Genomic DNA, 24,702 nt, shown 5'->3' with positions numbered 1-24,702 from the left:
TTTGCCATCAAAGCTTGCCATCAAAGCTTTACAAGCACGAGGGTCACGACCAAGTTGATCAGGGCCAGGGGCAGGAGCCATTTCCAGCTCAGGTTCAAAAGCTGGTCGAAACGCACCCGGGGGTAGGTCCAGCGGAACCACATCATCACCAGCAACAGCAGATAGACCTTGGCCAAAAACCACCAGACGCCCGGGGCAGCCGGACCGTTCCAGCCGCCCAGGAACAAGGCCGTGGCCACGGCGCAGACCACGATCATGTTCGCGTACTCGGCCAGGAAGAAGATACCGAAGCCCATGCCTGAGTATTCAGTATGGAAGCCCGCGGTCAGCTCGCTTTCCGCCTCGGGCAGGTCGAAGGGAGCTCGGTTGGTCTCGGCCAGGGCGCAGACGAAGTAGATGAAAAAAGCCACTGGCTGGACCATGATGTTCCACTGCCACGGCCAGGCACCCTGCCCGGAAACTATGGTTGACAGATTCAGCGAGCCGTACTGGAAGGCAATGGCCAGCACGGCCAGCAGCAGAGGAATCTCGTAGGCCACGGACTGGGCCACTGCTCGGGCCGCGCCCAGGAGCGACCACTTGTTCTCCGAACTCCACCCGGCCAGGCACAGGGCCAGGACGTTGATTCCGGCGAAGGCCAGAATCAGCAACAACCCCAAGTCCAGTTCCATGGCCGTGAGGATCGGGCCGAAGGGAATGGGCAGGAACAGGACGAAGACCGGGGCGAAGGAGATGATCGGCGCGGTCCAGAACAGCCATTTGTCCGCTCCCCGTGGGGTGATCAACTGCTTGCCCACCAGCTTCAGGGCGTCGGCCAGGGGCTGGAGCAGGCCGTGAGGTCCGACCTCGAAGGGCCCGGGCCGACGCTGAATGTGCCCGGCTACTTTCCGCTCCAGGTAAACCAGGACCAGGCCGTTGAGGCCCACGAACCCGGCCAGCAGGGCCAAGGCCAGGAAGATGGTGAACAGTTCAAGAGGCATGCCGAAAGGAGGAGTCATGGGATCACCTGTCGATTTCCGGAATGACCATATCCAGGCTGCCCAGAATGGCCACGGCGTCGGCCAGCAAGGTGCCCCTGGTCACTTCGGCGAAGAGACTCAGATTGGAAAAACCCGGCGCGCGCAGCTTGACCCGGTAGGGCGTAGCGCTGCCGTCACTGACCAGATGTACGCCGATCTTGCCGCGCGCGCCCTCCACCGCGAAATATACTTCACCCTTGGGCGCTTTCCATTTGGGTTTAGGTGCGTTTTTGACCCAGAAATCACCGTCAGGCAGCATGTCCAGGGCCTGTTCAATGATGTCCAGGCTCTGCTCGATTTCAGCCATGCGCACATTGTACCGGGCCATGCCGTCGCAGTCGTCGTCAGTGGGGATGCTGAAGTTCAGCTCGGGATAGACGGAGTAGGGCTCGGCCCTGCGCACATCGTAAGCCACGCCGGAGCCGCGCAGGGTGGGACCGGTGGCCCCGTAGCGCCGACACATCTCCACGGAGATGTGTCCCACGCCCTCCAGGCGATGACGCAGGATCATGTTGCCCGTGACCAGATCGCGGTACATGGGCAGCCTGGAGCGCAGATGGAGCACGAAGTCCCGGATCATACGCTGGGCCGTATCGTCCAGGTCCGCCGCCACCCCGCCGAGGCGGTAATAACTGTAGGTCAGCCGGGATCCGGTGGGCCGCTGCAGGATGTCCAGGATTCGTTCCCGATCGTCAAATCCGTACATGATCGGGGTGAACGCCCCCAGATCCAGCAGGAAGGCCCCCCACCAGAGCAAGTGGGAACTGATCCGGTTCAACTCGCAGGTGATCACCCTGATGAACTCGGCTCGACGGGGCACCTCGATCCCGCCCAGCTTTTCCACGGCCCCGGCCCAGGCCCAGTTCCAAGCCAGGGCATGCAGATAGTCCACCCGGCCCATGTTGGGCATGTACTGGTAGTACGTCTGCTCCTCGCCCATTTTCTCGTGCATCCGGTGCAGATACCCCAGCACCGGCTCGGTGCGCAGAATATACTCGCCGTCCAATTCGAAAATGACCCGCAGCACGCCGTGGGTGGCCGGGTGCTGCGGCCCCATGTTCAGGATCATGGTATCCGGCGAGCCGCCCTTTTCGAAATGATTGGTGTAGAAATCCCCACCGAGATGGAATCGCCCTGGAGACGCGGAACTGGTCATGGCAAGCCTTTGTGTTGGTATGCGCTGTTCAGATTCGTTGGAGTCGACGCGGAGGACAAAAGCGCCTCACGTGGCGGAAACCTCGTCGCTCTCGTGGCCGTCCGCCGATCCCGTAACGTCGGAAGGCGTGCCTGGGGCTTCGCTCTCCTCCGCGGCCGCGAGAAACGCGGCCACATCTCCGGCTTGCGGCCCTCCTTCGCCGTCGGGTACCAAGTCCGTCAGGCTCTTGAGAGCCTTGTCGCCCTTACGCAACGGATGAAACTCAGCGTCCTCGGCGGCCAGCAGCAAGGGCGTCATGTTCTCATGTCCGGCGAAGGTCACGCCGAAGAAATCCCGGCATTCCCGCTCATGCCACGAGGCTCCCTGATAAATGTCCGAGATCGTCGGCAGTTCCGGGGCATCCTTGGGTATCAACACCCGGAGGGCGATCCTGCCCGGTGCGTCGAAATGATCGAAATGGTACACGCCGAGAAACCCTTCCGAAACCTCCACCACGGAGACGTCCTCCAGAAAGTAGGCCTTTCCAAGAAGCTTGGCCGCCGCGGGTCGCAACTCTTCCGGAGCAAGGTATGCGGCAAGAGTCAGGCCGGACACGTTCGGGGAGCATTCTTCCAGACGCAAGACCGGCACGTCGCGCAACGCATCAAGGGTCATCGGACACCTCCCTCGACGACGGCCGCGCCCACGGGCTTGGCCACCGGCCACCAGCGCTTGCCGGTAATTTTTTCCTGAATCAGGAACAGCCCTTCCAGCAGGGCCTCGGGCCGGGGCGGGCATCCCGGAACGTAAACGTCCACCGGGATGATCCGATCAACCCCTTCGACAACGTTATACTGGCCCTTGAAGTTGAACGGCCCGCCGGAGATGGAACAGTTCCCCAAGGCCATGACCCATTTCGGCCCAGGCATCTGTTCGTACAACCGGACCACTGCGGGGGCCATTTTCTTGGTCACCGTCCCGGCCACGATCATCAGGTCGGACTGCCTCGGGGAGGGACGGAACACCTCCGCGCCGTAGCGGGCTATGTCGAACCGGGCCATGCCCACGGCCATCATCTCAATGGCGCAACAGGCCAGACCGAAGGTCATCGGCCAGAGGGACATGGACCGACAGACGTCGAAAATCTTTTCCAGGGGGGCGATCCGGATCGGCGCTTGGTCTTGGCCCAGATCGGCTCGCTTCAGAGAGAAATCCGTCTCGGCCATGAGAACACTCCTTTGCGCCAGAAATAGATAATGGAAATTCCGAGAATAAACAGGAAGATGAACAGCTTTATCAACGGCAGGAAACCCTCGGAGTGTGGATAGTAGGTGGCCACCGGAAACAAATAGAGGATGTCCACCTCAAAGGCGAGAAAGATCAAAGCATAGAAGTAGTAGTTGACCCCGAAGCGGGTCCAGGCGCTGCCCTGCGGCGTGATCCCGCATTCATAGGGCATCGTGATATCCCCGCCTTTGAACCGGGGAGCGATCAGGCGGGAGATGAGCAGGGGCCCCGCGGCAAACAGAACGCCCGCCAAGAGAAAAACGATCAAAGCCAAGTGAAACCAAGTGAATACCATGGGGTTACCACCTTTGGGCAGGGATCAAAAAAAATGAAAAACGTCTTTTCCAGAAAGGTGAAAAAGAGGACTACCTCAAGAAGAAAAGAAAAATAACACAAAAAAACAAACTTTTACGACAGCAGCTTTTAGGCATACATCATTATGTTTGTTATATTTTCCCTGCCTTCATACCAGCTAACAACAATTTGTCAACAAGGCGTGATTATTTTGTCTTGTTGACTTTTTGACACAAGACGGCATCCGGAAAAACACGGATAAGGGAGACGTACAAGGATTTTTCGGACGGAAGAGGCGGTGTTGGAGGAAAAGCGAAAGGAGGAATATCTTTGATCAGGATCGTGTGAGACGGGCTGTTTTGATCGAACTTATCCAAGCGGCCAGAGTGCTTAAAACCAAGACCAGAGGCCAATACCACGTCGGTTCGAAAACCATTTGCTTGACTCCGATCACTGCAGCGAACAAGGCGAAGAGGGTCAAGGCGGACCAAATCGTCAGTTGCAACTCCCAGCCAGAGAGCATGGCTGGGGATTGGCCGCGACGATCAAGGCCGAAAAGGCGGTAAGCCGCAAAGGCACATATCCAGAGGCAGATGATTATGGCCCAGAGCACGTCGCCGGGGTAATGCGAGCCATGGAATACCCGACCGACCCCCACCATGCTTCCCCAGGCCAATGCCAGCAGCAGCACCGACCATGCGAGGGATCGTCGCGAAGCGCACCAAAGGCATACGGCCATTGGGAGCAAAAACATCGCGGTGGTGGTGTGCCCCGACGTGAAGCTGCCCTTGCTCATCGCCTCGGAAAAACCGTACGGCCCGATCAGCCAGATTGAGGAATAGTCCTGGTCTCCGCGAAGAACGTCCTGGGGCCGAGCCCGTCCAAAAAAGGCCTTCAGGCCGCGATTGGTCACGAGAAAGAGCAGCATGCACGCCAAATAGTATCCGGCAAAGAGCCGGATGCCGGAGGCCTTTGGCCCCCAGAACGGCGTCAAGGCGCTAAAATAGACGGCCAAAACCAGAATGAGCGTCGCGTAGGTCAGATCCTGAGCGCCGGGCGATTCTCCCTGAAACAGAGATCGCGCGGCCACGTCGTTCCACCATTGCAGCAAAATGGATTCACGGGACAGCTCCAGGCCCCAGGCCGTCACGGCCAGATCTCCCCGAAAAAGAGGGATGCTGAGCAGCCCCCCGATCAGCGCACTTGCCCCGACCCACCACCAAAGCGGTGAGGACGTGAGTTGCCCCCAAAGCTTGGGCCGATTCGAAGCGACCTCTCGGGTATTAACCATGATCGATGGGAAAAGACCTAACGGCCTCGCAAGAAATCAAACGGATTGTCGGGCATCACATGCCAAAGCAGACGTCCCCCGGCCAGAAAGCCAAACAAGAGATTTCCCATCCATGCGCCCAGAAAGGGAGAAAGAAAACCACGTTCCCCCAGGGAGACCCCGAGTACGAAGAGCACGTAATACACGAAAACAATGGCCAGCCCCAGGGCGATGTTCAGGTAGACGCTGTCGAAAATGGTATACAGCGCCAGAGCGATGAGGGCCATCATCAGCAGGGAGAAGGCATAGGACCACTTCATATGCCAGGCCGTACGCAGCCGTTCCACGTTGGAACCGGTGCCCTCCAGGTAAGAAATGATCCGCCCCAGCTCGAACAGTGAAAGCGCGGCGGCCTCGAATCGGGTTTGCAAGACGCCGAAGACCTCAAGATCCTGAGAGATATCCAGCCTCAAGGATGCTTCTTCCCTAACCTCAAAGGTAAGCGTTTCGTAGATCCGAGGTTCGTGCAGCTCCCAGCCCGTACCCAGAATGTCGAACCGACTCGCGACGATAATCCGTTGCAGCGTATTGCCCTCGCCGTAGACATAAACCGTGATGTCCCGGCCACGGCGTTGCTCCGGATACGCCCCGTCGACGCTGACCACGTAGGTGCCACTCAGAAACCAGATATCGCGCAATTCCACTTGCCCAGCCTCTTCCTTTCGCACCTGCTCCGCCCAGATGCGGTCCATGGCCCGCTGACCGGCCACGCCTAGGGCCTGAGCCAGGAAAAGTTGCGCGAAACACCAGACCAAACCGTATACGGCATAGAAACGAACCAACGCCGTATAGGAAACCCCGCCGGACTGAAGGGCGAGCAGTTCCCGGTGGCGAACCAGCAGTCCGATCTGGACGATCAGGGAGACCAGGAAGGCCGCCGGCAGGATCTGCGAAAGAATCAGCGGCAATTTAGCCAGAAAAAAACCGGCCATGGTGCCCACGCCCACACCGGCCTGGACAAAAACGTCCAGGTTTTCCACCAGGTCCTGAAGCAGGTAGATGCAGATCCCGACCCCGAGACACAACCCGTTCAGAAAAAGATTCTGAACAAGCAGATAGCGTTGCAGCGTGCTCAATCGATAGGCGGTCAAGCGACGGAAAACGTCGCTGACGAAAGGGGCGATGGAAGGCCGCGTCGGAGGAGGGAGCTTGACGTTTCGAGAAGACATATGTTCACCCACGGCTAATCAGCCTTCTTCAGAAACCAGATCTGAAGATGCGCGATCCACTCGCCGATACGTAATCCCCGCTCTTGGGCGGCGAACCAAATCCCCAGGCCGGCTACGGCCCCGAAGAGCAGCATCTGCCCCCACAGCGGCAGGTAGGCGGGCACGATGCCGAGTTCCGCGATGACGATGCCCGTGGAGAACATGCCGTAGAACACGAAAAATACGGCCATGATCAGAATCATGGCGTACTGGCGCTTCAAGCCTTCGAAGGCCTGGGCCAGGGGAATGGCCAGCAGCCCGAGAATCAGGCAGGCCATGGGCACGACCCAGCGTTTGTGGATTTCCACGGCCACCCGGTTGGCGAACTCTTCCCCACGGACCTCCACAAGATCGGGCATGGCGGACCATTCCCGAAGTTCGCTCCAGGACATCTCCTTAGGCCGGGCTTCACGCTGAGAAATTCCCATCAGCAACTGATCAAGATCTAAGCGCACCAGGTACGTGTCGAAACGCAGCTCAGTAATGGCATTTTTCTGCATGCGGTAGATCCGTCCGTGCTCCAGAGCGAACAGTATGCGGCCTTCCCTGGGCTCGGTAACCACGTAGCCCACGGGAGCAACGATCACCGCCGTGATTTCCGGACGGGTCTGGTCCTCCACGAAAACCTGACGCAGCCGCTGGTCCGCGTCCACGTTCTTGGCGTAGATGGTCAATCCGGGAAAATCTTTGTGAAAAATGCCCGGCTGGAGGACCATTTGGGTTTTGGAGTGGGCCAGGTCCAGGGCGGTGCGCCGGAAGTTGTCGAAGCCCCAGGAAATACCGCCCAGGCTGATCACCAGGGCCAGGACCGAGGCGGCGAGGGAGAAAATGATCGGTGCCGGAAGAATCTGGTACAGGCTGACGCCGCCGGATTTGAGGGCGATGAGTTCCCGATCGTTGCTCATCCGCAGGAACACCAGAAAGATGCTCAGCAGGCAGGCCACCGGGATGAGCATGAACAGAAAAAACGGACTCAGAAAGACGAACAGCCGGAGGATGTCCAGGGTGGACACCTGTTGGTGCAGAAACAGCTCGCGCAACTGGAGCAGCCGCCCGACCAGAAGCAGGGAGATCAGGGCGGACCAAGTCAGGAAGAAAAGAAAGCAGATTTCCTGGAATACCCGTTTCTGAAGCAAGGTCCAGCGATGGGGCAGATAGGCGGAAAGGTTCAAGACGACTCGCTCTCCCCACGGCCCACGGAAGGCGCTTCGGCTTGAAAAAAACGTTCCAAAAAACGCCCGTCGCCAGGCCCCAGGTTGAAGCGCATCCCGGCTTCAGCCAGCAGCGAGGCCAAGGAACGCCCGGGATGATCCCGACGCGTTTCGTCGATCCAGGCCACGGCGCGCTGGATCGGTTCGGTCATTTTGATGTCGTTCATTGCCATCCACCTGCTCGGTGTTCTCGCCAGGGCCGGATACAGAACCGGATCAGCAACGGCACTGGCTGTTTCTCGTCGGAAGGCAGAACCTACAACAAGCCCCCGGCGATGACAACGCGGAGTCCATGAAGGGTCAGGGGAAATCTGTCTTATCCGAATCCAAATCGCGATCGAAATCGGAATCGGAATGAAGAAAGCCTTGTATCACCTCGTGATTACGCCATCTATCTGGATATTGCGTTCGATTGCGATTACGATTTCGATTTCGATCGCGATTGTCAGATAGCAGGTGGGTGGGGGCGAGAACAAACCTGCCCGGCGTTGCCCGCAATCCCTCCTTGCCTGGATGTCCGCTCTTTGCTATTCGCGGGTTTCGTTTCATCGTTCCCCATATGGGACGGGCATCATGGAGGTGCGCCGCGACATGGACGGGACAACCAAAACCACTCAACAAGGAGCTTAACGTATGGCTAAGGGATCGCGTTTCGGCGTTTTGGCGGGACTTTTAGCGGCACTGGTGCTGTGCCTGACCCTCAGTGGACCGGCCTGGGCCGAAAAGACACTGGTCAACGGCATCGATTTCGGCTTTCCGCCCTTCGGCTTCGTGGACACCCAAGGCAACCCGGCTGGCTTTGACGTGGACTCCGTCAATTGGATCGCCGAACAGATGGGTTTCACCGTGCGGCACCAGCCCATGGACTGGGACGGAATCATCCCGGCCCTGAACACCAACCGCATCGACTTCATCGCCTCGGGCATGAGCATCACCGAAGAACGGATGAAGGTCGTCAACTTTACCATCCCTTACTACGAAGTCACCCAGGTTCTGGTGGCCAACGAAGCCGAGGAGACTTCATTTGAAGAGATGTTCACCACCGGCAAAAAAATCGGCGTGCAGCGGGGCACCAACACCCACACCCTGCTCATCGACAAGGCCAAGGAGCCGGGCATGAACTTCGAGATCGTGGCCTACGACTCCACGGACCTATCCATGCAGGACCTGCCCATCGGACGCATTCACGCCTCGGCCATGGACAGTTCCATTGCCCGTGAAATGAAGAAGGGCCGGGCCTTCAAGACCATCGGCACCTTCGATGTCCCCGCGGACGGCTACGGCTACGCTGTACGCAAGAACGACACCGAACTGCTGAACACGCTCAACGAAGGCCTGAAGAAGCTAATGGCTGATCCGTACTGGGTCGAGCTGAAGCAGAAATGGGAACTTGAGTAACATCCCCTGATATCACGTCAAGGCTTGGGGGCGGCTTGTAAGCCTCCCCCAAGCCTTTTTATCCCCAGAATCGACCACCGGACGGCCTCGTCGAACAAGCCCCCACTCTGATGGATTTCGCCAAAGTCATGCCCGTGCTCTGGGAATCCTTGCCCTATATCCTGGGCGGGATCACCTGGACCCTAACCCTTGTCTTCGGGGCCATGTTCCTCGGCCTGTGCCTCGGCATCCCGCTGGCCGTGGGTCAAGTGTACGGGTCAAAAACCATCCGTCGTCTGGCCGGCTTCTATGTCTGGCTGTTTCGTGGGGTGCCCATCCTGGTCCAGCTCTACCTGTTCTACTTCGGCATCCTGGCCTACCTCAGCCAGGTTCCCGCGCTATCCGGCCTGGGACTGGACAGCGCCTTTCTGGCGGCCCTGGTGGTGCTCAGTCTGACCAGCGCGGCTTATCAATCCCAAATTTTTCGCGGCTCCATCCAGTCCCTGCCCGAAGGCCAGCTCAAAGCGGCCCGTGCCCTGGGCATGACCGACGGCCAGGCCATCCGGAGCATTATCCTGCCTCAGGCCCTGCGGCTGTCCATCCCCGGCTGGTCCAACGAATACTCCATCCTGCTCAAGGACTCTGCTCTAGCCTTTGCCATCGGGGTGATGGAAATCATGTCCCGGACCCGGACCGTGGCCGCCCTGACCCATGAGCCGCTGCCCTTCGCCCTGGTGGCCGGAGTGCTCTTCTATATCCTGACCCACCTGGGCGTCCGGGCGCTGAAGACGCTGGAACGAAAGGTGCGGATTCCCGGTTACGCCCGGCAAGGAAGCATGTCATGACCACGCAGCAACCTGTTCTCCGCGTCGAAGGCATCCATAAGACCCTCGGCGATCAACTCGTCCTGGATGACGTCTCCCTGACCGTGAATCGGGGCGAGGTAAAAATCCTGATCGGCCCCTCGGGGTCCGGCAAGAGCACGCTGTTGCAGTGCCTGAACTTTCTGCACTACCCGGATCAGGGCCGGATTTGGCTGGACGGACGGGAATTCAAGGCCGCCGGTCGCAAGGATTTGTGCGCCTTTCGTCAGCAAGTGGGAATGATCTTCCAGGATTTCAATCTGTTCGACCACCTGACCGCGCTGGACAACGTGCGCATCGCCCTGATCAAGGTCAAAGGCGAAGCCAAGGCCAAGGCCACGCACCGCGCCAAGGAAGAATTGGCCCGGGTCGGCCTGGCGGACAAGATGGACCTGTATCCGGCCCAACTGTCCGGAGGTCAGAAACAACGCGTTTCCATGGCCCGTGCCCTGGCCATGGACCCCAAGGTACTGCTCCTGGACGAACCTACCAGCGCTCTGGACCCGGAACTCATCGGTGAGGTTCTGGCCGTGATCCGCTTCCTGGCTTCCGCCGGCATGACCATGATCATGGCCACCCACCAGATCGCCTTTTCCGCGACCATGGCCCACGAGTTTCTGTTCATGGAAAAGGGACGGATCGTGGAACGCGGCAGCCCGGCGCACCTGCTGGCCCCCGGGGCCTCGTCCCGGACCATGGCCTTTTGCGCCAAGATCAATGAACTCTCCGGTGACCTGGGCGCGGCAGAGCGCAGTTGCGCGTCTCCAAACGCAATCCCGGCCGGCAACCCAGAGGGCGGACGCGGCACGACATGAGCGACTACTGGCATTTTTTCTTGACCGACGTGGCCCCGGCCCTGAATCAGGGCCTTTGGGTCAGCGTGGCCGTAATCGTGCCCTCGGCCTTGCTGGGCTTGGCCCTCGGCGTCCTGGTGGGTTCGTTGCGGGTCTATGCCCCTGCTCCGGTCCGCTGGCTGAACGAAGCCTACGTGTCCGTTTTCCGAGGCACTCCGCTGGTGGTACAATTGTTCTTCTGGTACTTCGCCCTGCCCCATCTGCAGATCGGCGACGTACGTATAGTGCTTTCCCCCATGTCCGCGGCGATCCTGGGCTTCACTCTGTGCAGCGGGGCCTATCACTCCGAATACATCCGGGGCGCCCTGCTCTCCATCCGCCACGGACAGATCAAGGCCGCCCAGGCCCTGGGCATGACCAAGACCCAAACCGTACTCTGGGTGGTCCTGCCCCAGGCTCTGCGCCGGGCTTTGCCCGGGTGCGGCAACGAGATCATCTATCTGATCAAATACTCGTCCCTGGCCTCCATCATCACCCTCAATGAACTGACCGGTATCGGACGGACCATTGCCAAGCAGACCTGGCGCAACATCGAGGTCTTCGTAGCCCTGGGCCTGTATTATCTGCTGCTGGTCACCCTGGCCACCCTGCTCTTGCAGTATGTCGAGCGCAAAATGGAGTTGCCGGGATTCGAACAATCCAGGGGATAAGCGCCTATCCGTCCCGCCGCCAGGAATATCCTTGCCTTCCGCCCAAAACCAGGGGCACTAAACACTTCCCGGAGGTTTCATGCCCGAGGATCCGCTTCTCCGTTTGCCGCGACTCTATGCGGACATGGAAAACCAATACGCCAACATCGCCGCGACCATCGGCCTAACCTGCGCCGACTGTCCGGACAACTGCTGTACCAGCTATTTTCAACACCACACCCATGTGGAATGGGCTTATCTCTGGCAAGGGCTGGCAATACTCCCGGAAGCGCGATTGCGGGAGATCCGATCACGGGCCGCCCAATACGTGGACCAAGCCAGGGGGATGCTGGCCGAACAGCGAGCTCCGGACATCATGTGTCCCCTGAACGAGGACGGGCGGTGCATCCTGTACGCGCATCGGCTGATGATCTGTAGGCTGCACGGCGTGCCCAACGCCTTCACGTTGCCCAACGGGGTCGTTAAGGAGTTTCCCGGGTGTTTCCGAAGTCAAGAGTTGGCGGCAGGCAGCACTGGTTTGCCCAAGCTGGACCGGACGGACTTTTACCGTCTCCTGGCGGAATTGGAGATGGATTATCTGCGGAGCATGACCCAAAAACCCGCGAAAGTTCGATTAACCCTGGCCGAAATGATTCACCAGGGTCCGCCGATTTGAGGCACGGTGCGATGGTGGGATTTGCGAAGGAAGTGAATATGGAGACATCAAGGACGAGAAGTCCAGCACGCTCCGTACGGCTTCCGAGGACTGGAGGCTCCCCAACGGAACCTCAAGCATGCCCCTCAGAAGCCGTGCGGGCGAGGGTCAAGACTCAAGACTGGCCCCGGACACGGCCTGGACGATGTCTCCCTTGGCATTGTAGACCGACGTGGTTTCCATGGCCACGAGCTTGGAGATGACAGTAGGGTCTTGCAGCACTTGTCGCTGCAAGCGGGCTTTCCGGATGTTCTTCATGGACTCGGCCTGGGACTGTCCTTCCCGAGAAACGGTTTCAGCCGGCTGTGCTTTCGGGATTTCCATAACAGCGGGGTTGATCTTAGGCATTTCCATAATTCGCCTCCTTTTCCTTTTTTTCTGGGGTTTGTTACCTACTATATCGACCAAATCGCAAACATCTTTAGGGAGATTTAGCATTTTTTTCCCACCCGGCCATGGTGTTTTTTTATTTTGCACGAAAAATGCCAACCAAGTGCCGAACTGACAGTCAAACCTTTCCGGAGCTTCTCATGACCACGACTATTGAACACCGCCCCATCCAGACCCTTGAAGAATTTTACCACCTCATGAACCAGACGGCCCTTGTCCGACGCAAGGCCGCTCAAGACGCCCTGGCCGGACGGGAACCCGCGGAATCGGATATCGCCTCACTGCGTAACGCCCTGGAAAGTTTGAAGCAGATTCCGAACACTGACTCGGAAAAACCTTTCGAACGACTGCTGCGCATGGACGACGACAACGCGGTGACCGTTGACCTGGACTACGAAATCACGGAGCTGGCCAGGGACGTGATGTTCTTGGAATTGGGCGAGACGGCTCTGAAACTGGTCATCGAGGATCAGACTCCGGGCCTGCTTTCCCAGGCCGATCAATTAGCCCAACGACTGACCAAGGCCTTGGGCGCCGCGACCTTACGCTGCTTCATCACGGACCGCGACGGCACGGTGAACAACTACTGCGGCCGCTACCGCTCCTCGGTTCAGGCCGTGTACAATGCGGTCTTCCTGACCCGCTTCGCCCGAAGCCGCGCCACCTGGCCCATCGTGGTCACCTCCGGCCCGCTGTCCGGCCCCGGGCTCCTGGACGTCAGCGTCGTTCCGCCAAAGACCTACGTCATGGCCGCGTCCAAAGGCCGGGAATACATGGATCTGGCCGACGCTTACGGCAGCTTCCCGACCTCTGAGGATCAAAATCGCGTACTGCAAAATTTGCACAGCGATCTGGGCAGCCTGCTGGAACGCCCTGAAAACCGAAAATTCGGCCTGATCGGCTCAGGCCTGCAGGTAAAATTCGGCCAGCTCACCGTGGCCCGCCAGGACATTTCCGGGTCCGTCCCCGAGGCCGAATCCCTGGCCTTTCTGAGGACCGTCACGGCCCTGGTGGAACGCCACGACCCGGACGGCCACGCCCTGCGCATCGAGGACACCGGCCTGGATATTGAAATCATCCTGACTATCGGCTCCGGCGAAGAGCGCAAGGACTTCGACAAGGGCGACGGGGTGCTGTTTCTGGACCAAGCCCTGGGGCTGAACCTGGACAAAGGCCCGCATCTGGTCTGCGGAGACACCTTTTCCGACCTGCCCATGCTCCGGGCGACCCTGGAACGCTGCCCGGACACCCACGCCGTATTCGTGACCCGCAAGCAGGAACTGCACAAGGCCGTCCTCGAACTCTGCCCCAAGGCCAGCCTCGTGGCCGAGCCGGACATCCTGGTTCTGGCCCTGCACGCCCTGTCCAAGGTTTCCCAGTAAAACTGCCAAAAAAAGAACACCCTCATTTCCCAAAGGAGACCCACCCCATGGCCCTGAACAAGGAATTGCTGGACATCCTGGCCTGCCCCAAGTGCAAGGCCGACGTGACCCTGACCCCGGCCGAGGACGGCCTGACCTGCACGCCCTGCCGGGTCGTCTATCCCATCAAAGAGGAAATCCCGATCATGCTCATCGAAGAGGCCGTCCCGCTGGCGGACTGGGAAAAGGGCGTCCGCGAACAGAGCAAGGGGACGAATATTAGGTAAGCCTTCTTGCGTACATCTGACGACGAGCGGAGTTGCCTGGAAGACGCCATGAAGCATGTGACGCATCTACCTCCCGACATGCCTTCAGACGCAACGCATCACCCCTACGGAGGGAAACCATGACCAAACTTCCTTTTTGGATCGGATTCGGGGACATCCATGAACAAACCGGCAATGTCCGCCTGATCCCTGAATTGGGCGAGGCCGCCGCGGTCCTGGTCAGCGGCGACCTGACCAACCGGGGCAAGAAGCCCGCGGCGGAGCGCATCCTGGAGCAGATTCGAAAAATCAACCCCCGAATCTACGCTCAGATCGGCAACATGGACTATCCGGAAGTTGAGGATTTTCTCAACGCACAGGGCGTGAACATCCATGCCCGCGGACAGGACCTGGGTCACGGAGTCGGACTGATGGGTGTGGGCTACTCCAACCCCACGCCTTTCGGCACGCCGGGAGAGGTTTCCGACGACCAATTGGCTGTTTGGCTGGCTCAGGCCCATGAACCGGTCAAGGATCTGCCGCACCTGTTGCTGGTGGCCCACAACCCGCCCTTCGACACCGCAGCGGACAAGGTCGGCGGCAAGACCTCCGTGGGCAGCCGGGCCGTCCGGGCCTTCATCGAGAAGGTCCAGCCGGAGGTCTGCCTGACCGGGCACATTCACGAAGCCCGGGCCGAGGACCGCATCGGCAAGACCCAGGTAATTAACCCAGGCCCCTTGGCCGGAGGCGGCTACGCCCTGATCCGGCTGACCGCGACCGGACTGCGCGGCGAGTTGCGGATGATCGGCCAAAGGTCCTCATAGCGATACATCATGAAGCTGTACTCATGGAACGTCAACGGCTTCCGAGCCGTGCTGAACAAGGGCTTTTGGGACTGGTTCCATCAGGCCGACGCCGACGTTGTCGGCCTGCAGGAAATCAAGGCCACGCCGGACCAACTCGCCGACCAGGATCGGCAAGCCTCCGGCTACTTGGACTACTGGAACCCCAGTCAAACCAAGAAAGGCTATTCCGGGGTATCCTGCTTCACCAAGGTGAAGCCCTTGGACGTGGGCCTGGAACTGCCCCACGAGCGCTTCCACGGTGAAGGCCGGGTGATCCGCCTGGAGTTCCCGGACTTCCACTTCTTCAACATCTATTTTCCCAACGGCCAGATGAGCCCGGAGCGGCTGGACTACAAACTGGGCTTTTACGATGCATTCCTGGAACACGCCCAGGATTTACGCCGCTCCAAGCCCATCGTGGTCTGCGGGGACTTCAACACCGCGCATAAGGAAATCGACCTGAAAAACCCCAAGGCCAACTCCGACACCTCCGGCTTTCTGCCCATCGAACGCGCCTGGATCGATTCCTTCATCGCCGCCGGATACGTGGACACCTTCCGGATATTCACCGCCCTGCCGGATCAGTACACATGGTGGACCTACCGCTACGGCGCCCGAAGCCGCAACGCCGGGTGGCGCATCGACTACTTCTTCGTCTCCGAGGAACTCAAGCCCGCCGTCCGCCGCGCTTGGATCGAACCGGACGTCCAGGGATCGGACCATTGTCCGGTGGGGCTGGAGTTGGAGTTGTAGTCGCTCGGCCCCAAGCCACGCCATCACGCATTCAGACGGACGGAAACCAACCGCCCCTGTTCCAGCCGATACACCCGCTCCATGTATTCCAGCCCAGCCGGGCGATGGGTGATCAGCAGCACGGAGCGGCCTTGCATCAGGGGGCGCAGCTCCGTCCACAACTCGGCCTCGGTTGCGGCGTCCAGCCCTTCGGTGGGCTCGTCCAGGATCAGGATCGGGGCGTCCTTGAGCAGGGCCCGGGCCACGCTCAGCCGTCGGGCCTGACCGCCGGACAGTCTGGCCCCGAACTGACCGACCTGGGTATCCAGACGGTCCGGTAACGACGCAACGAATTCCTCCAGCCGGGCTCCGCGCAGTGCGTCCCAAAGTTCGGACTCCGCGGCCTGGGGACGCCCCAGGCGCAGGTTCTCGGCAATGGTGGCGTTGAACAGGAACACGTGCTGCGAAACCACGGCCATCCGGGCCCGGACCTCATCGCCGGACACGTTCCGCAGTTCCCGCCCGGCAAGTCGGATCTCGCCGTGGTCGTACTCCCAGAACCGCAGCAGAATCTGTTGCAGGGTGGTCTTGCCCGATCCGGCCGGTCCAACGATGCCGACCCGCCTGCCCTGGGGCAGATCCAGGTTCACGCCGCGCAGCATCGGCTCATCGCGGTCTGAAGTTCCTCCTGGATAGGTGAACCACAGATCGCGGACCACCAGATCTCCTCCCGACGGCAATGCTTGCGGCTCCATGGGCTCGATCACCGGAGGCCGGGCTTCGGTGATTTCCAATATCCGGCTTGCGGCCATCCGAATCTGTCCCCACATCCGCCACGCTCCGGGCAAAGGCATAACGGCCTCGAAGCAGACCAGGGCCAGAACCGCCAGCATGGGCAGCGTGGCCGGAGACCAGTCGCCCGCGCCAACCAGGGGGATGCCCAGCAGCAGGACCAGCCACATGGCCAGGCCCGAGGCCAGCCCCACCATGCCCTGGGCCATGCTCTCCAGCCGGGCCGTCCGGGTTTGCAGCCGGATCAGCCGGTCGTTTTCCCGCTGGACCAGTTCCCGGTATCTGGGTCCGGCACCGTAGACCAGCAACTCTTCCATGCCCCGCAAACCGTCCACCACCAGACAGCGCAGTCTGGCGGCCGCCTGCACCTGCTCCGCGCCGTCCTTTGCATCCCGATACAGGCAAAATGCCGGCAGCACGGCCCCGGCCAGCAGCCAGAGCCCGGCCACGCCCAGAGCCAGGGCCGGATCGAAGAACAGAAAAAAACCGAAGGACACCCCGGCCACGCATATCGCGGTCCCGGCGGGCAGGAGCAGGCGCAGATAGAAATTGTCCAGCAGGTCGATGTCCGCCCGCAACCGGCTGAACAAATCCGCGCTGTGCATCCCTCCTCGTCCGTTTTCCTTGCCCAGGCCGGCGGGCACGAGGGGAACCAGGCGCTCGAAAAACCGGACCCGCAGGTCAGCCAGGAGGCGCAAGGTGGCGTCGTGGCTGACCAGCCGCTCGAAATATCGCCCCACGCTGCGGACTATCGCCAGAGTCCGAATGGCTCCTGCAGGCAGGAAATAGTTGAACAATACTCCGCTGACCCCGGCCAGGGCCATGGAGGCCAGAAACCAGGCCGCCAGGGCCAGCAGGGCCATGTTGGCCAGCACCGTGACCACGGAACAGGCCAGTCCCAGAAGCAGCCAGGGCCATTTGGCCCGGGCCATAGTCAACAGGAGCCGAAAGACGCGCATCACCCACCGTCCCGGCGTGTTTCTGAAGGACACGCATCCTTCGGCCGCGTGAGCTCCACCACCACGTCCGCGAACTCCCGAACCCGCGGATCATGCGAGACTATGACCACTGTCCGTTTGCCTGAAAGTTCGCCCGAAACAACACCGGACGCTTTGCCCAACGCGGCCAGCACCATCTCGGCACCATGGTCGTCCAGGTGCGCCGTGGGCTCATCCAGAAGCAGCAACGGGACGGGTTTGCCCAGAGTTCTGGCCAAGACCCGAGTCAGGGCCAACCGCTGGCGCTGCCCGCCGGACAACCCGGCCCCGCCTTCGCCCACACGGGTTTGCCAGCCTTGGTCCATGGCGACCAGATCACGGTTCAAGCCGGTCAGCGCGGCGACCTTTTCCAGGGCGTCCCAGTCCATTGCCTCCGCCACCTCAGGCTGCCCATCCGATCCGGAAGAACCGCCCAGCAGCACGTTCTCCCACATCGTGGTCGGCGCGATATACGAATTCTGGGGCATCCAGGCCACGTGCCGCAGCCAGTGTTCCAAGTCCACTTCCGTCAGGTCCGTCCCGTTGACCAGAATGCGTCCGCCTTCCGGGCGGGCCGTGCCCAGAAGCAGCCGCAACAAAGACGTCTTGCCCACGCCACTGGGACCGATCAGGGCCACGCGGCTTCCGAATGGAACGTGCAGGGAAAACCCGCGCAGCACTGGTTGGTCCGGTGCATGGCTGAAGTCCAGATCCTGAATGTCCAGTTCCATGACGGACCATTCCGGGCAGCGCCTTGTCGGGCGTTCAGATACCTGAGGTCGCTCGGCCAGCAGAGCCGTCAGCCCCTCGGACGCGGCCATGGCCGAAAGCCGGGAGTGATAATGAACGCCCAGGGTACGCAGGGGAAGATAGAATTCCGGGGCCAGCAAGAGGATGAAGAACCCGGCCTGGAAGGCCATGCTCCCGGAGAGCAGCTTAAAACCGATGATCACGGCCACCACGGCCAGGCTGACCGTGGAGAAGAATTCCAGAACCAGAGCGGAGAGAAAGGCGATCCGCAGCACGGACAGGGTGGATTCCCGGTAGTCGTCGGTGATCTCGGCGATGATTCGGGCTTCCCGGCGAGTGGCGTTGAACAGCCGAAGCGTGGTCAGGCCTTGCAGACTGTCCAGAAACCGGGCGCTGAGCAGCGCCAGCCGCCGCCATTGGCGCTGGTTCAGCTTCTCGGCCCGGGAGCCGATCAGGAACATGAACAGGGGAATGAACGGCGCGGTGAACAGCAGGATCAACCCGCTGACAAAATCCATTGGGAAGACGAACGCCAGGACAGCCAGAGGCAGCAACGCGGCCAAGGCGGCCTGAGGCAGATACCGGGCGAAATAGGCCTCCAGCCCTTCGATCCCGTCCACCACATGATGGGCCAGATCGCCGCTGGAACGGCCACGCAGCCGTTCCGGACCCAAAGCCGCCAAGTGGTCCATGACCCGCATCCGGAGCTGCCCCTTGACCCGCATCGCGGCCTGAACCCCGAACTGCTCCCCGCCCCAGACCAGCCCGGCCCGGACCAGCATCAGCAGCGGCAGGGCCACCAGCGCCCCGAAAACGTCCTCCAACGCGGCCGCCTCAAACAGGACCTGATGCACCACCCAGGCCAGCAATCCGGCCTGAACAATCAGCAAAACCCCAGCCGCCGCCCCAAACCCGATCCCGGCCATCAGCAGCCCGCGCACCAACCGCGCATTCCCTAGCAACCAGTCCTTGGGGGCCGGATGGCTGGTCTTGGTGTGTGTTCTGGATGCGATCACGAGGGGTCAATTTTTGGACGGGGCCAGCAACGTGAACTGGCATCAAAGGACATGATCCAGTTCCGCAAGCAATTCACCAGATAGCGTTTATGGTTCAATCTCCCCATCCAGATTCAGTAAATTCAACTTTGGAGCTAGAATTAGCCGAGATACTGACGCTTTTCCACGCCTGACGCAATTCCATCGCGGCCATCCAATCCAACCAATCGTCTTCCAGGGAAAGATCAGCTTTCTCCCTCAACATCGCGCTGAATCGTTCAAAATCACAGCCATGCTTGCTTTCCATACCCTGTATTGTCGACTCACAGTCTCGAATCTTTTGCAGGACAAAATCCATGATGATATCCGCCTGGGCTGTTTTTCATCCTTACAACTCACGCCCCCGCCACCTGCCCGGGCAACAGCGGCGGCATGGGGCATTCCAGGGCGTCGCTCACGGCCCGCAGGATTTCGGCCTGGGCCATGGAAACCTGGCCGTCGGCCACGATGACCGTTGCGCAGGCCGTGATCAGGTCGCGCTTGGAGGTTTCGCGCAGGCGGATCAGCTTGTTCAGGGCCGCATCCAGGGCCTGAATGCCGCACTGCTCCCGGGAGCGCAGCCCCAGGCCGGGCAGGCGCAACTCATTGGCCCCGGCTTCGAAGGCCATGGCCGTGTCTTCGGGCCGAGCCCCCACATGGGCAAGGGCGGAGAGGATCAGCGAAATCTGGTCCACGACCTGGTGCAGGGCCGCGTGACCAAAAGCCGAGTTCCGACCCGGCACGAAGGAGGGCTCCAGGTGGCGGAGTACTGCTCGATGTAAGGCCCATTCAAACAGCCCGACCCGTCCGTCGGCCTGAATCATTCCCTGCAGCGCGGAGCGAAACGCCGGATACCGGTCAAAGGGCATCCGACGCAGGGCCGGGAAGCAGATATCCAGCAGTGGCAAGCGCAATTCTCTAGGCAGCTCCACACGAGCCAAGTCGGCCACCTTGCGCTCCAGGGCCGGACCGAAAATATTGTCCAACAACGCAAATTGCGCCTTGGCCACGCCCTGCTCCCGACTGAGCAGCATGGCGAACACCACCCAGTGGGCCTGGGCCGTATCATGGGCAGCGTCCAGCAATACGGGAGGAATCCGCTCCCGGAGCCCCCGGGCATGGGCCACATGGACATCATCCAACCGTCCCACGGAGGCGGTCAGGTCAACCGCCGTCGGCGTACCGGACTGGACAGCGGATCGCGCCGAAGGGCTTGGTCGTCCCTGGTACTGTTCTCGAGTCAGACTGGAAAAACCGAACTCATTGGCGGGCGCGCCCGTCGCGGTTTGAACCCGTGACCGGGGAAAGTCCGAGATGACCGGATACGTTCCGTCCCAACCCGGCTCCACCCGCCGGATGCGTTCCTCCAAGGGCGGATGGGTGGCGAACAGGGAGGTCATGAGCACGTTCACGCCCTGGGCGAAAAACATGTGGCTGGCCTGGGCCGCGTTGGCGTGCTCCAGGCGCGAGCCCTGGGAGATCGCGCCGATCTTCTTCAGCACCCCGGCCATGGCCCGGGAGTCGCGAGTGAACTGGACCGCGGAGGCGTCGGCCAGATACTCCCGTTGCCGGGAGACCGCGGCCTTGATCATGCTTCCGAAAAGCATCCCCAGGGAGCCCACCAGGATGAACCCCACGCCCAGCACCAGGGGCAAGGCAGCCCCTCGACGATCCCGGGACCGCCCGCCATAGACGGCCATCCGCAGGATTACCCGTCCGGCCAGCCCCAGGATGATCAGCCCGTGGATCACGCTCATCAGCTTGATGTTCATGCGCATGTCCCCGTTCAGGATATGGCTGAACTCGTGCCCGATCACGGCCTGCAACTCCGAGCGGGTCAGCATCCGGGCCGCCCCGCTGGTCAGCCCCACCACCGCGTCGCCGGGGTTCTGGCCCGCGGCGAAGGCGTTGATGCCGCTCTCCTGGTCCATCATGTACACCGGAGGCACGGGCAGACCCGAGGCGATGGCCATTTCTTCCACCACGTTGAGCACCTTGCGCTCATCCGGGTTGGCACTGTCCGGCATCACCAGCCGCCCCCCCAGCAGTTCGGCCACCGCGGCCCCGCCGCGCCGAAGCTGGACCATCTTGAAGATGGTCCCGAATCCGATAATGGCCAGGATCAACGCACCCAGCATGGCCAGCAGGTCGGCCATGCCCTTGAACTCCAGCCACGCTTGGGCCGCATTGGGTGCGTCGGTCAGGATCAAGAGATAAATCAGGGCATAAACCGTGAACACAATGCCGATGGTGGCCAGAATGAACAGCACCACCAGCACCGCGCTCTTCCGACGCGCCTTTTCCTGGCTCTCAAAAAAGTCCATGGTGTAACCAGCCTATAAGTGTGTTCAAAAAGCCCTCATCCAGCAGTTCAACGGACTGCTAAAACTGCACCTTGGGCGCTTCCCGATACTCCCGACCCTCGAACTCCAGCAACGTAGCCTGCTCGAACCCGAACATCCCGGCGAAGATGGTCTGGGGAAAGGACTCCCGGTAGGTGTTGTAGTTCATGACCCCGTCGTTGAAGGCCTGTCGGGCGAAGGCGACCTTGTTTTCCGTGCTGGTCATTTCCTCGCTGAGCTGCATCATGTTCTGGTTGGCTTTCAGATCCGGGTAGCTCTCCACCAGGGCGAACAGCTTGCCCAGAGCCCCGGACAACATCCCCTCGGCCCCGGCCAACCCGGCCATGGCCGCGGCCTGCCCCGGATTGGCCGACGCGGCCTGCATGGCCCCGTAGGCCTGGTTCCGGGCCGCGATCACGGCTTCCAGGGTCCCGCGTTCATGCGCCATGTACGCCTTGGCGGTCTCCACCAGATTGGGAATCAGATCGTAGCGCCGCTTGAGCTGCACGTCGATCTGGGCAAAAGCGTTCTTGTACCGGTTCCTGAGGGCGACCAACTGATTGTAGATGCGCACCACCAGAAAGCCCAGGACGACGAGCACGACCAGGACGACGATCAATGACGTGGACATTACGGATTCTCCTGTTTGAAGGGCGAAAAGGAAGTGGAAAATGGAGCCAAGCAGCTGCTTCGGCCAACACCTAGGAAGTTGATGAAAACGCCGGGATTGTCAACGGCTTTGAGCATATAGTGAAGCAGTTGCTCCGCGAAAAGGCTCAAGAAATGGCTCGTCACAGCCAAATGACCTTAATGACGCACTCACCGCGAAGCTGCTTGACGGCCCAACTTCAGGGGCCTAAAGTCGGGGTTGTATTTTGGCCTCTCAAGACAACCAAGAAGGAGGATAAATGCTTCAAGCCAAATTCAGCCTGGACAAGCCGCAACACCGTTTCATTCAGAAATACAGAGACTTGGGATTCAAGGACAAAAGCCAGATGGTCCGGGTTGCCCTGGACCGCCTGAGCAACGACTTGGAGCAGCAGCGGCTGCGGGAATCCGCGGCACTGTATGCCGAGGTCCATGCCCAGGATACGCAAACACGTGAATGGAGCGATGATGTGGTGGCAAAGTGGCCGGAGTGATGCTTTTGAAACGAGGGATGGTCATCGACGTCAACCTCGACCCTGTCAAAGGTTCGGAGACCGGCAAGGTTCGCCCCTGCGTCATTGTCACCAACGATACCTATAACGCCCGCGTCCCGGTGATTCAGGTCACTCCAATCACGGCGTTCACCGAGAAAAAAGGGCGCATCGTCACCAACGTGACCATCGAACCCACGGAACAAAACGGACTGTCCAAGCAATCCGTGGCCGACTGCCTGCAAACCCGGCCCATCGATCATCAATCTCGTTTCGTGGCCGTTCGCGGCGAACTGGCCGCGGAGGTTATGGCCCAGGTTGATCAGGCTTTGCGGCGGGTTTTCAGCCTGGCCTGATCGCGATTTCCGCTCACCTCCCTCACTCCACCTCGTACCGCTTCACCGAACTTTCTCGAAAACCTGCCCTTCCAGAAACGACCGCAACCCCTCCACATATCCCGCCCCGGAACTCAGAAAACCCGAGTTGTGGCCCCCGGAAATTTCCAGGAACATCTTTGGTTCGGGCGCGGCGGCGTACAGGGCTTGGCCATGGGCGTAGGGAATGATTTCGTCTTCCGGGCTGTGCACCACCAGCACCGGGGCATGGACATCGCCCAGCCGCCCCAGGGTGTTGTAGCTGTATTTGGCCAGCCAGCGTACCGGAAGAAAGGGATAGAGCCGGGCGGCCATGTCCGGCAGGGAGGTGAAGGTGGATTCCAGAATCAGGGCTCCCGGAGGTTTTTCTTGACCCGCGTGGGCGGCCAAATGTCCGGCCACGGCCCCGCCCAGGGAGCGGCCGAAAACAATGATCCGCTCGGGCTCGACGCCTTTTTCTTCGACCAGAAAGGCCCAGGCCGCCTGGGCGTCCAGATAGGTGCCGGACTCGCTGGGCCGTCCCTCACTGCGCCCGAAGCCGCGGTAGTCGAAGATCAGCACGGACAGGCCCAGGTCGCGGAAGATGCGGATGGAGTCCAGGCGATGACCGATGTTTCCGGCGTTGCCGTGGCAAAAAAGCACCACGCCACGGGCGTCCTCGACCGGAACGAACCAGGCGTTGATGTTTACTCCATCCGAGGTGGACAGCGTCAGGTCGTCATACTCCCAGCCGGCGTCCGCCGGGGTCAGGGAAATCTCAGCCGTGGGGAGAAAGACCAGGGCGTCCTGGCGGACGAAGACCCATCCGGCCAGCCCCAGGTAGAGCAGAAGCAAAATAGCGGCGATGGTCAGGGTGGAATGCATGGCCGACTCACTAATCGCAGGGTTTGTGGGGAAGGCCCCGCCGTAGTCCGGATCCGTCCAGGCGGTTCGCCCAGTATTCGGTACAGAGATCGAAAAGCCGCCAGGCCTCCAGATCGGCCCGTTCGAACAATCGCGACCAGTTCACGGCATGGAAGTTTCGCCAGAACTCCGCCCGCCCGGTACGTTTTTCACTGAAGAAATCAGGCTCCCGGTCCAGCTGCGCGTAGCACAGATTGAGCAGAACCGAGAGATCCAGCACCGACGGATGGTGCAGCGCGCGGACCAGAGCGTGGGCGGCACGCCCCTGGACCAGTCGGTTGACCAGGAGTTGAACGGACAAGGCTGCGTGGACATCGCCGCGCCGCAGGCCGACCTCCCCGGCGAGGCGATGCAGCACACTCACTCTCTTGGCCGGATAGGGCCAGATAATCCGCGGATAGCGGCAGCAGCGATTGATTTGTTGGTCCAGAGCCGTTTCCACCAGCCGGTGAAGGGCGGTGCTCTGTCCGGTGGAAGCCTGGCCGGGACGCTTGCCGGACAGGGCGTCCACCACGGGATGCATGACCCTGTCCAGGGCCACATGGGACAGGTAACCCAGGACAAATGCCTTGTCCCGTCCGGACTCCTCCTCCCGCGCCCAGGCCGCCATGCGTCCGAAGGACTCGGTCCGGGTCCGCGGATCCGACCCGTGCAGCACCAGGGCCATCCGCCGCCCGCGAGAAAGGGGGTGATAGAAAAAAGCATCCGGGATGATCGAGCCCAGGGAGAAGAACAAAGGATGGGCTTGTATCAAATCCGTCGAAAAATGGTCATCAACAGCGTTTTTCGATGGATTCCGAGTCTGTTTCCAAAGCCGCCGAGCGAACCAGAGATGGGTGTTTTCCTTGGGCATGCGATACCTCCACGACGCATGG

At 60.7% G+C, this 24,702-nt stretch carries 28 protein-coding genes; 11 read left to right on the top strand and 17 right to left on the bottom strand.

Annotation, left to right across the window (positions count from 1 at the left end; genetic code table 11):
- Nucleotides 1-20 precede the first annotated feature (20 nt).
- The 9 genes from nuoH to GY33_RS0111855 all read right to left on the bottom strand — a co-directional run bounded on the left by nuoH (nt 21) and on the right by GY33_RS0111855 (nt 7,651).
- On the bottom strand, nt 21-998 hold the full coding sequence (gene nuoH / locus GY33_RS0111895; protein WP_051822562.1) for an NADH-quinone oxidoreductase subunit NuoH: 978 nt from the start codon (nt 996-998) through the stop codon (nt 21-23).
- A gap of 4 nt (nt 999-1,002) precedes the next feature.
- Nucleotides 1,003-2,175, bottom strand: a complete 1,173-nt coding sequence (locus tag GY33_RS0111890) for an NADH-quinone oxidoreductase subunit D (protein WP_031387549.1) — start codon at nt 2,173-2,175, stop codon at nt 1,003-1,005.
- Nucleotides 2,176-2,241: 66 nt separating this feature from the next.
- Nucleotides 2,242-2,829, bottom strand: a complete 588-nt coding sequence (locus GY33_RS0111885; RefSeq protein ID WP_051822561.1) for an NADH-quinone oxidoreductase subunit C — start codon at nt 2,827-2,829, stop codon at nt 2,242-2,244.
- Nucleotides 2,826-3,380, bottom strand: coding sequence for an NADH-quinone oxidoreductase subunit B (locus tag GY33_RS0111880; RefSeq protein ID WP_031387547.1), 555 nt, complete (start codon nt 3,378-3,380; stop codon nt 2,826-2,828). The genes GY33_RS0111885 and GY33_RS0111880 overlap by 4 nt, the downstream gene beginning before the upstream one ends.
- The gene (locus tag GY33_RS0111875) at nt 3,356-3,736 is read right to left on the bottom strand and encodes an NADH-quinone oxidoreductase subunit A (protein WP_031387546.1); all 381 of its coding nucleotides are present in this window, start codon (nt 3,734-3,736) and stop codon (nt 3,356-3,358) included. Before GY33_RS0111875 ends, GY33_RS0111880 begins: the two co-directional genes overlap by 25 nt.
- A 333-nt stretch (nt 3,737-4,069) precedes the next feature.
- A complete protein-coding gene (locus GY33_RS19890) occupies nt 4,070-5,026 on the bottom strand; it encodes a phosphatase PAP2 family protein (RefSeq protein WP_084185127.1) in 957 nt (318 codons plus the stop codon).
- Between the two features lie 17 nt (nt 5,027-5,043).
- Nucleotides 5,044-6,234, bottom strand: coding sequence for an LptF/LptG family permease (locus tag GY33_RS0111865; RefSeq protein ID WP_051822560.1), 1,191 nt, complete (start codon nt 6,232-6,234; stop codon nt 5,044-5,046).
- Nucleotides 6,235-6,248: 14 nt separating this feature from the next.
- Nucleotides 6,249-7,445, bottom strand: a complete 1,197-nt coding sequence (locus GY33_RS0111860) for an LptF/LptG family permease (protein WP_051822559.1) — start codon at nt 7,443-7,445, stop codon at nt 6,249-6,251.
- Entirely contained in the window at nt 7,442-7,651 is a 210-nt protein-coding gene (locus GY33_RS0111855) for a hypothetical protein (protein ID WP_084185135.1), read from the bottom strand. Before GY33_RS0111855 ends, GY33_RS0111860 begins: the two co-directional genes overlap by 4 nt.
- 466 nt (nt 7,652-8,117) lie before the next feature.
- On the opposite strand from GY33_RS0111855, the gene GY33_RS0111850 reads away from it, so the two are divergent.
- The 5 genes from GY33_RS0111850 to GY33_RS0111830 all read left to right on the top strand — a co-directional run bounded on the left by GY33_RS0111850 (nt 8,118) and on the right by GY33_RS0111830 (nt 11,883).
- Complete coding sequence (locus tag GY33_RS0111850; protein ID WP_031387541.1) at nt 8,118-8,882, top strand: ABC transporter substrate-binding protein; 765 nt, start codon at nt 8,118-8,120, stop codon at nt 8,880-8,882.
- A gap of 110 nt (nt 8,883-8,992) precedes the next feature.
- On the top strand, nt 8,993-9,706 hold the full coding sequence (locus GY33_RS0111845) for an amino acid ABC transporter permease (RefSeq protein WP_152555178.1): 714 nt from the start codon (nt 8,993-8,995) through the stop codon (nt 9,704-9,706).
- Nucleotides 9,703-10,539 (top strand): amino acid ABC transporter ATP-binding protein, encoded by an 837-nt coding sequence (locus tag GY33_RS0111840; RefSeq protein ID WP_051822558.1) that lies wholly within the window; start codon nt 9,703-9,705, stop codon nt 10,537-10,539. The genes GY33_RS0111845 and GY33_RS0111840 overlap by 4 nt, the downstream gene beginning before the upstream one ends.
- Nucleotides 10,536-11,228 carry an amino acid ABC transporter permease gene (locus tag GY33_RS0111835; RefSeq protein ID WP_031387538.1) on the top strand — a complete coding sequence of 231 codons (693 nt, stop codon included), beginning with the start codon at nt 10,536-10,538 and terminating at the stop codon, nt 11,226-11,228. Before GY33_RS0111840 ends, GY33_RS0111835 begins: the two co-directional genes overlap by 4 nt.
- A gap of 79 nt (nt 11,229-11,307) precedes the next feature.
- Nucleotides 11,308-11,883, top strand: a complete 576-nt coding sequence (locus GY33_RS0111830) for a hypothetical protein (protein WP_031387537.1) — start codon at nt 11,308-11,310, stop codon at nt 11,881-11,883.
- A gap of 147 nt (nt 11,884-12,030) precedes the next feature.
- Here GY33_RS0111830 and GY33_RS19235 read toward each other — a convergent pair whose 3' ends face one another.
- Complete coding sequence (locus tag GY33_RS19235; RefSeq protein ID WP_235185511.1) at nt 12,031-12,276, bottom strand: hypothetical protein; 246 nt, start codon at nt 12,274-12,276, stop codon at nt 12,031-12,033.
- A 176-nt stretch (nt 12,277-12,452) separates the two neighbouring features.
- On the opposite strand from GY33_RS19235, the gene GY33_RS0111820 reads away from it, so the two are divergent.
- The 4 genes from GY33_RS0111820 (at nt 12,453) to GY33_RS0111805 (ending at nt 15,537) form a co-directional block, all read left to right on the top strand.
- Complete coding sequence (locus GY33_RS0111820) at nt 12,453-13,694, top strand: hypothetical protein (protein WP_031387536.1); 1,242 nt, start codon at nt 12,453-12,455, stop codon at nt 13,692-13,694.
- A 47-nt stretch (nt 13,695-13,741) separates the two neighbouring features.
- Nucleotides 13,742-13,960: a Trm112 family protein gene (locus GY33_RS0111815; protein WP_031387535.1), complete on the top strand. Its 219-nt coding sequence runs from the start codon at nt 13,742-13,744 to the stop codon at nt 13,958-13,960.
- Between the two features lie 119 nt (nt 13,961-14,079).
- Nucleotides 14,080-14,763, top strand: coding sequence for a metallophosphoesterase (locus GY33_RS0111810; protein ID WP_031387534.1), 684 nt, complete (start codon nt 14,080-14,082; stop codon nt 14,761-14,763).
- A 9-nt stretch (nt 14,764-14,772) separates the two neighbouring features.
- On the top strand, nt 14,773-15,537 hold the full coding sequence (locus tag GY33_RS0111805) for an exodeoxyribonuclease III (RefSeq protein WP_031387533.1): 765 nt from the start codon (nt 14,773-14,775) through the stop codon (nt 15,535-15,537).
- A 23-nt stretch (nt 15,538-15,560) separates the two neighbouring features.
- On the opposite strand, the gene cydC is transcribed toward GY33_RS0111805, so the two are convergent.
- The 5 genes from cydC to GY33_RS0111780 all read right to left on the bottom strand — a co-directional run bounded on the left by cydC (nt 15,561) and on the right by GY33_RS0111780 (nt 22,042).
- A complete protein-coding gene (gene cydC / locus GY33_RS0111800; protein WP_235185510.1) occupies nt 15,561-17,300 on the bottom strand; it encodes a thiol reductant ABC exporter subunit CydC in 1,740 nt (579 codons plus the stop codon).
- The gene (gene cydD / locus GY33_RS0111795; protein ID WP_152555177.1) at nt 17,267-19,051 is read right to left on the bottom strand and encodes a thiol reductant ABC exporter subunit CydD; all 1,785 of its coding nucleotides are present in this window, start codon (nt 19,049-19,051) and stop codon (nt 17,267-17,269) included. The genes cydC and cydD overlap by 34 nt, the downstream gene beginning before the upstream one ends.
- A gap of 94 nt (nt 19,052-19,145) precedes the next feature.
- Nucleotides 19,146-19,388 carry a hypothetical protein gene (locus tag GY33_RS0111790; protein ID WP_031387530.1) on the bottom strand — a complete coding sequence of 81 codons (243 nt, stop codon included), beginning with the start codon at nt 19,386-19,388 and terminating at the stop codon, nt 19,146-19,148.
- Between the two features lie 37 nt (nt 19,389-19,425).
- A complete protein-coding gene (locus GY33_RS0111785; RefSeq protein WP_031387529.1) occupies nt 19,426-21,393 on the bottom strand; it encodes a M48 family metallopeptidase in 1,968 nt (655 codons plus the stop codon).
- Nucleotides 21,394-21,451: 58 nt separating this feature from the next.
- Nucleotides 21,452-22,042 (bottom strand): LemA family protein, encoded by a 591-nt coding sequence (locus tag GY33_RS0111780; RefSeq protein ID WP_031387528.1) that lies wholly within the window; start codon nt 22,040-22,042, stop codon nt 21,452-21,454.
- 277 nt (nt 22,043-22,319) lie between these two features.
- On the opposite strand from GY33_RS0111780, the gene GY33_RS0111770 reads away from it, so the two are divergent.
- Together GY33_RS0111770 and GY33_RS0111765 are read left to right on the top strand one after the other, a co-directional pair.
- On the top strand, nt 22,320-22,553 hold the full coding sequence (locus GY33_RS0111770; RefSeq protein ID WP_031387527.1) for a hypothetical protein: 234 nt from the start codon (nt 22,320-22,322) through the stop codon (nt 22,551-22,553).
- Nucleotides 22,553-22,906, top strand: a complete 354-nt coding sequence (locus GY33_RS0111765; RefSeq protein ID WP_200874865.1) for a type II toxin-antitoxin system PemK/MazF family toxin — start codon at nt 22,553-22,555, stop codon at nt 22,904-22,906. Before GY33_RS0111770 ends, GY33_RS0111765 begins: the two co-directional genes overlap by 1 nt.
- Nucleotides 22,907-22,948: 42 nt before the next feature.
- On the opposite strand, the gene GY33_RS0111760 is transcribed toward GY33_RS0111765, so the two are convergent.
- Nucleotides 22,949-23,788 carry an alpha/beta hydrolase gene (locus GY33_RS0111760; RefSeq protein ID WP_031387525.1) on the bottom strand — a complete coding sequence of 280 codons (840 nt, stop codon included), beginning with the start codon at nt 23,786-23,788 and terminating at the stop codon, nt 22,949-22,951.
- 10 nt (nt 23,789-23,798) lie between these two features.
- The gene (locus GY33_RS0111755) at nt 23,799-24,680 is read right to left on the bottom strand and encodes a zinc dependent phospholipase C family protein (protein WP_031387524.1); all 882 of its coding nucleotides are present in this window, start codon (nt 24,678-24,680) and stop codon (nt 23,799-23,801) included.
- Nucleotides 24,681-24,702 lie beyond the last annotated feature (22 nt).

Source organism: Desulfonatronum thiodismutans (assembly GCF_000717475.1).
GTDB lineage: Bacteria > Desulfobacterota > Desulfovibrionia > Desulfovibrionales > Desulfonatronaceae > Desulfonatronum > Desulfonatronum thiodismutans.
This window is presented reverse-complemented; position numbering and strand designations above follow the sequence as displayed.

What these genes read in the sequence shown, in the direction of transcription:
- nuoH (WP_051822562.1), bottom strand. Translation starts at nt 998, where the DNA reads ATGACTCCTCCTTTCGGCATGCCTCTTGAACTGTTCACCATCTTCCTG.
- GY33_RS0111890 (WP_031387549.1), bottom strand. Translation starts at nt 2,175, where the DNA reads ATGACCAGTTCCGCGTCTCCAGGGCGATTCCATCTCGGTGGGGATTTC.
- GY33_RS0111885 (WP_051822561.1), bottom strand. Translation starts at nt 2,829, where the DNA reads ATGACCCTTGATGCGTTGCGCGACGTGCCGGTCTTGCGTCTGGAAGAA.
- GY33_RS0111880 (WP_031387547.1), bottom strand. Translation starts at nt 3,380, where the DNA reads ATGGCCGAGACGGATTTCTCTCTGAAGCGAGCCGATCTGGGCCAAGAC.
- GY33_RS0111875 (WP_031387546.1), bottom strand. Translation starts at nt 3,736, where the DNA reads ATGGTATTCACTTGGTTTCACTTGGCTTTGATCGTTTTTCTCTTGGCG.
- GY33_RS19890 (WP_084185127.1), bottom strand. Translation starts at nt 5,026, where the DNA reads ATGGTTAATACCCGAGAGGTCGCTTCGAATCGGCCCAAGCTTTGGGGG.
- GY33_RS0111865 (WP_051822560.1), bottom strand. Translation starts at nt 6,234, where the DNA reads ATGTCTTCTCGAAACGTCAAGCTCCCTCCTCCGACGCGGCCTTCCATC.
- GY33_RS0111855 (WP_084185135.1), bottom strand. Translation starts at nt 7,651, where the DNA reads ATGAACGACATCAAAATGACCGAACCGATCCAGCGCGCCGTGGCCTGG.
- GY33_RS0111850 (WP_031387541.1), top strand. Translation starts at nt 8,118, where the DNA reads ATGGCTAAGGGATCGCGTTTCGGCGTTTTGGCGGGACTTTTAGCGGCA.
- GY33_RS0111845 (WP_152555178.1), top strand. Translation starts at nt 8,993, where the DNA reads ATGGATTTCGCCAAAGTCATGCCCGTGCTCTGGGAATCCTTGCCCTAT.
- GY33_RS0111840 (WP_051822558.1), top strand. Translation starts at nt 9,703, where the DNA reads ATGACCACGCAGCAACCTGTTCTCCGCGTCGAAGGCATCCATAAGACC.
- GY33_RS0111835 (WP_031387538.1), top strand. Translation starts at nt 10,536, where the DNA reads ATGAGCGACTACTGGCATTTTTTCTTGACCGACGTGGCCCCGGCCCTG.
- GY33_RS0111830 (WP_031387537.1), top strand. Translation starts at nt 11,308, where the DNA reads ATGCCCGAGGATCCGCTTCTCCGTTTGCCGCGACTCTATGCGGACATG.
- GY33_RS19235 (WP_235185511.1), bottom strand. Translation starts at nt 12,276, where the DNA reads ATGGAAATGCCTAAGATCAACCCCGCTGTTATGGAAATCCCGAAAGCA.
- GY33_RS0111820 (WP_031387536.1), top strand. Translation starts at nt 12,453, where the DNA reads ATGACCACGACTATTGAACACCGCCCCATCCAGACCCTTGAAGAATTT.
- GY33_RS0111815 (WP_031387535.1), top strand. Translation starts at nt 13,742, where the DNA reads ATGGCCCTGAACAAGGAATTGCTGGACATCCTGGCCTGCCCCAAGTGC.
- GY33_RS0111810 (WP_031387534.1), top strand. Translation starts at nt 14,080, where the DNA reads ATGACCAAACTTCCTTTTTGGATCGGATTCGGGGACATCCATGAACAA.
- GY33_RS0111805 (WP_031387533.1), top strand. Translation starts at nt 14,773, where the DNA reads ATGAAGCTGTACTCATGGAACGTCAACGGCTTCCGAGCCGTGCTGAAC.
- GY33_RS0111790 (WP_031387530.1), bottom strand. Translation starts at nt 19,388, where the DNA reads ATGGATTTTGTCCTGCAAAAGATTCGAGACTGTGAGTCGACAATACAG.
- GY33_RS0111785 (WP_031387529.1), bottom strand. Translation starts at nt 21,393, where the DNA reads ATGGACTTTTTTGAGAGCCAGGAAAAGGCGCGTCGGAAGAGCGCGGTG.
- GY33_RS0111780 (WP_031387528.1), bottom strand. Translation starts at nt 22,042, where the DNA reads ATGTCCACGTCATTGATCGTCGTCCTGGTCGTGCTCGTCGTCCTGGGC.
- GY33_RS0111770 (WP_031387527.1), top strand. Translation starts at nt 22,320, where the DNA reads ATGCTTCAAGCCAAATTCAGCCTGGACAAGCCGCAACACCGTTTCATT.
- GY33_RS0111765 (WP_200874865.1), top strand. Translation starts at nt 22,553, where the DNA reads ATGCTTTTGAAACGAGGGATGGTCATCGACGTCAACCTCGACCCTGTC.
- GY33_RS0111760 (WP_031387525.1), bottom strand. Translation starts at nt 23,788, where the DNA reads ATGCATTCCACCCTGACCATCGCCGCTATTTTGCTTCTGCTCTACCTG.
- GY33_RS0111755 (WP_031387524.1), bottom strand. Translation starts at nt 24,680, where the DNA reads ATGCCCAAGGAAAACACCCATCTCTGGTTCGCTCGGCGGCTTTGGAAA.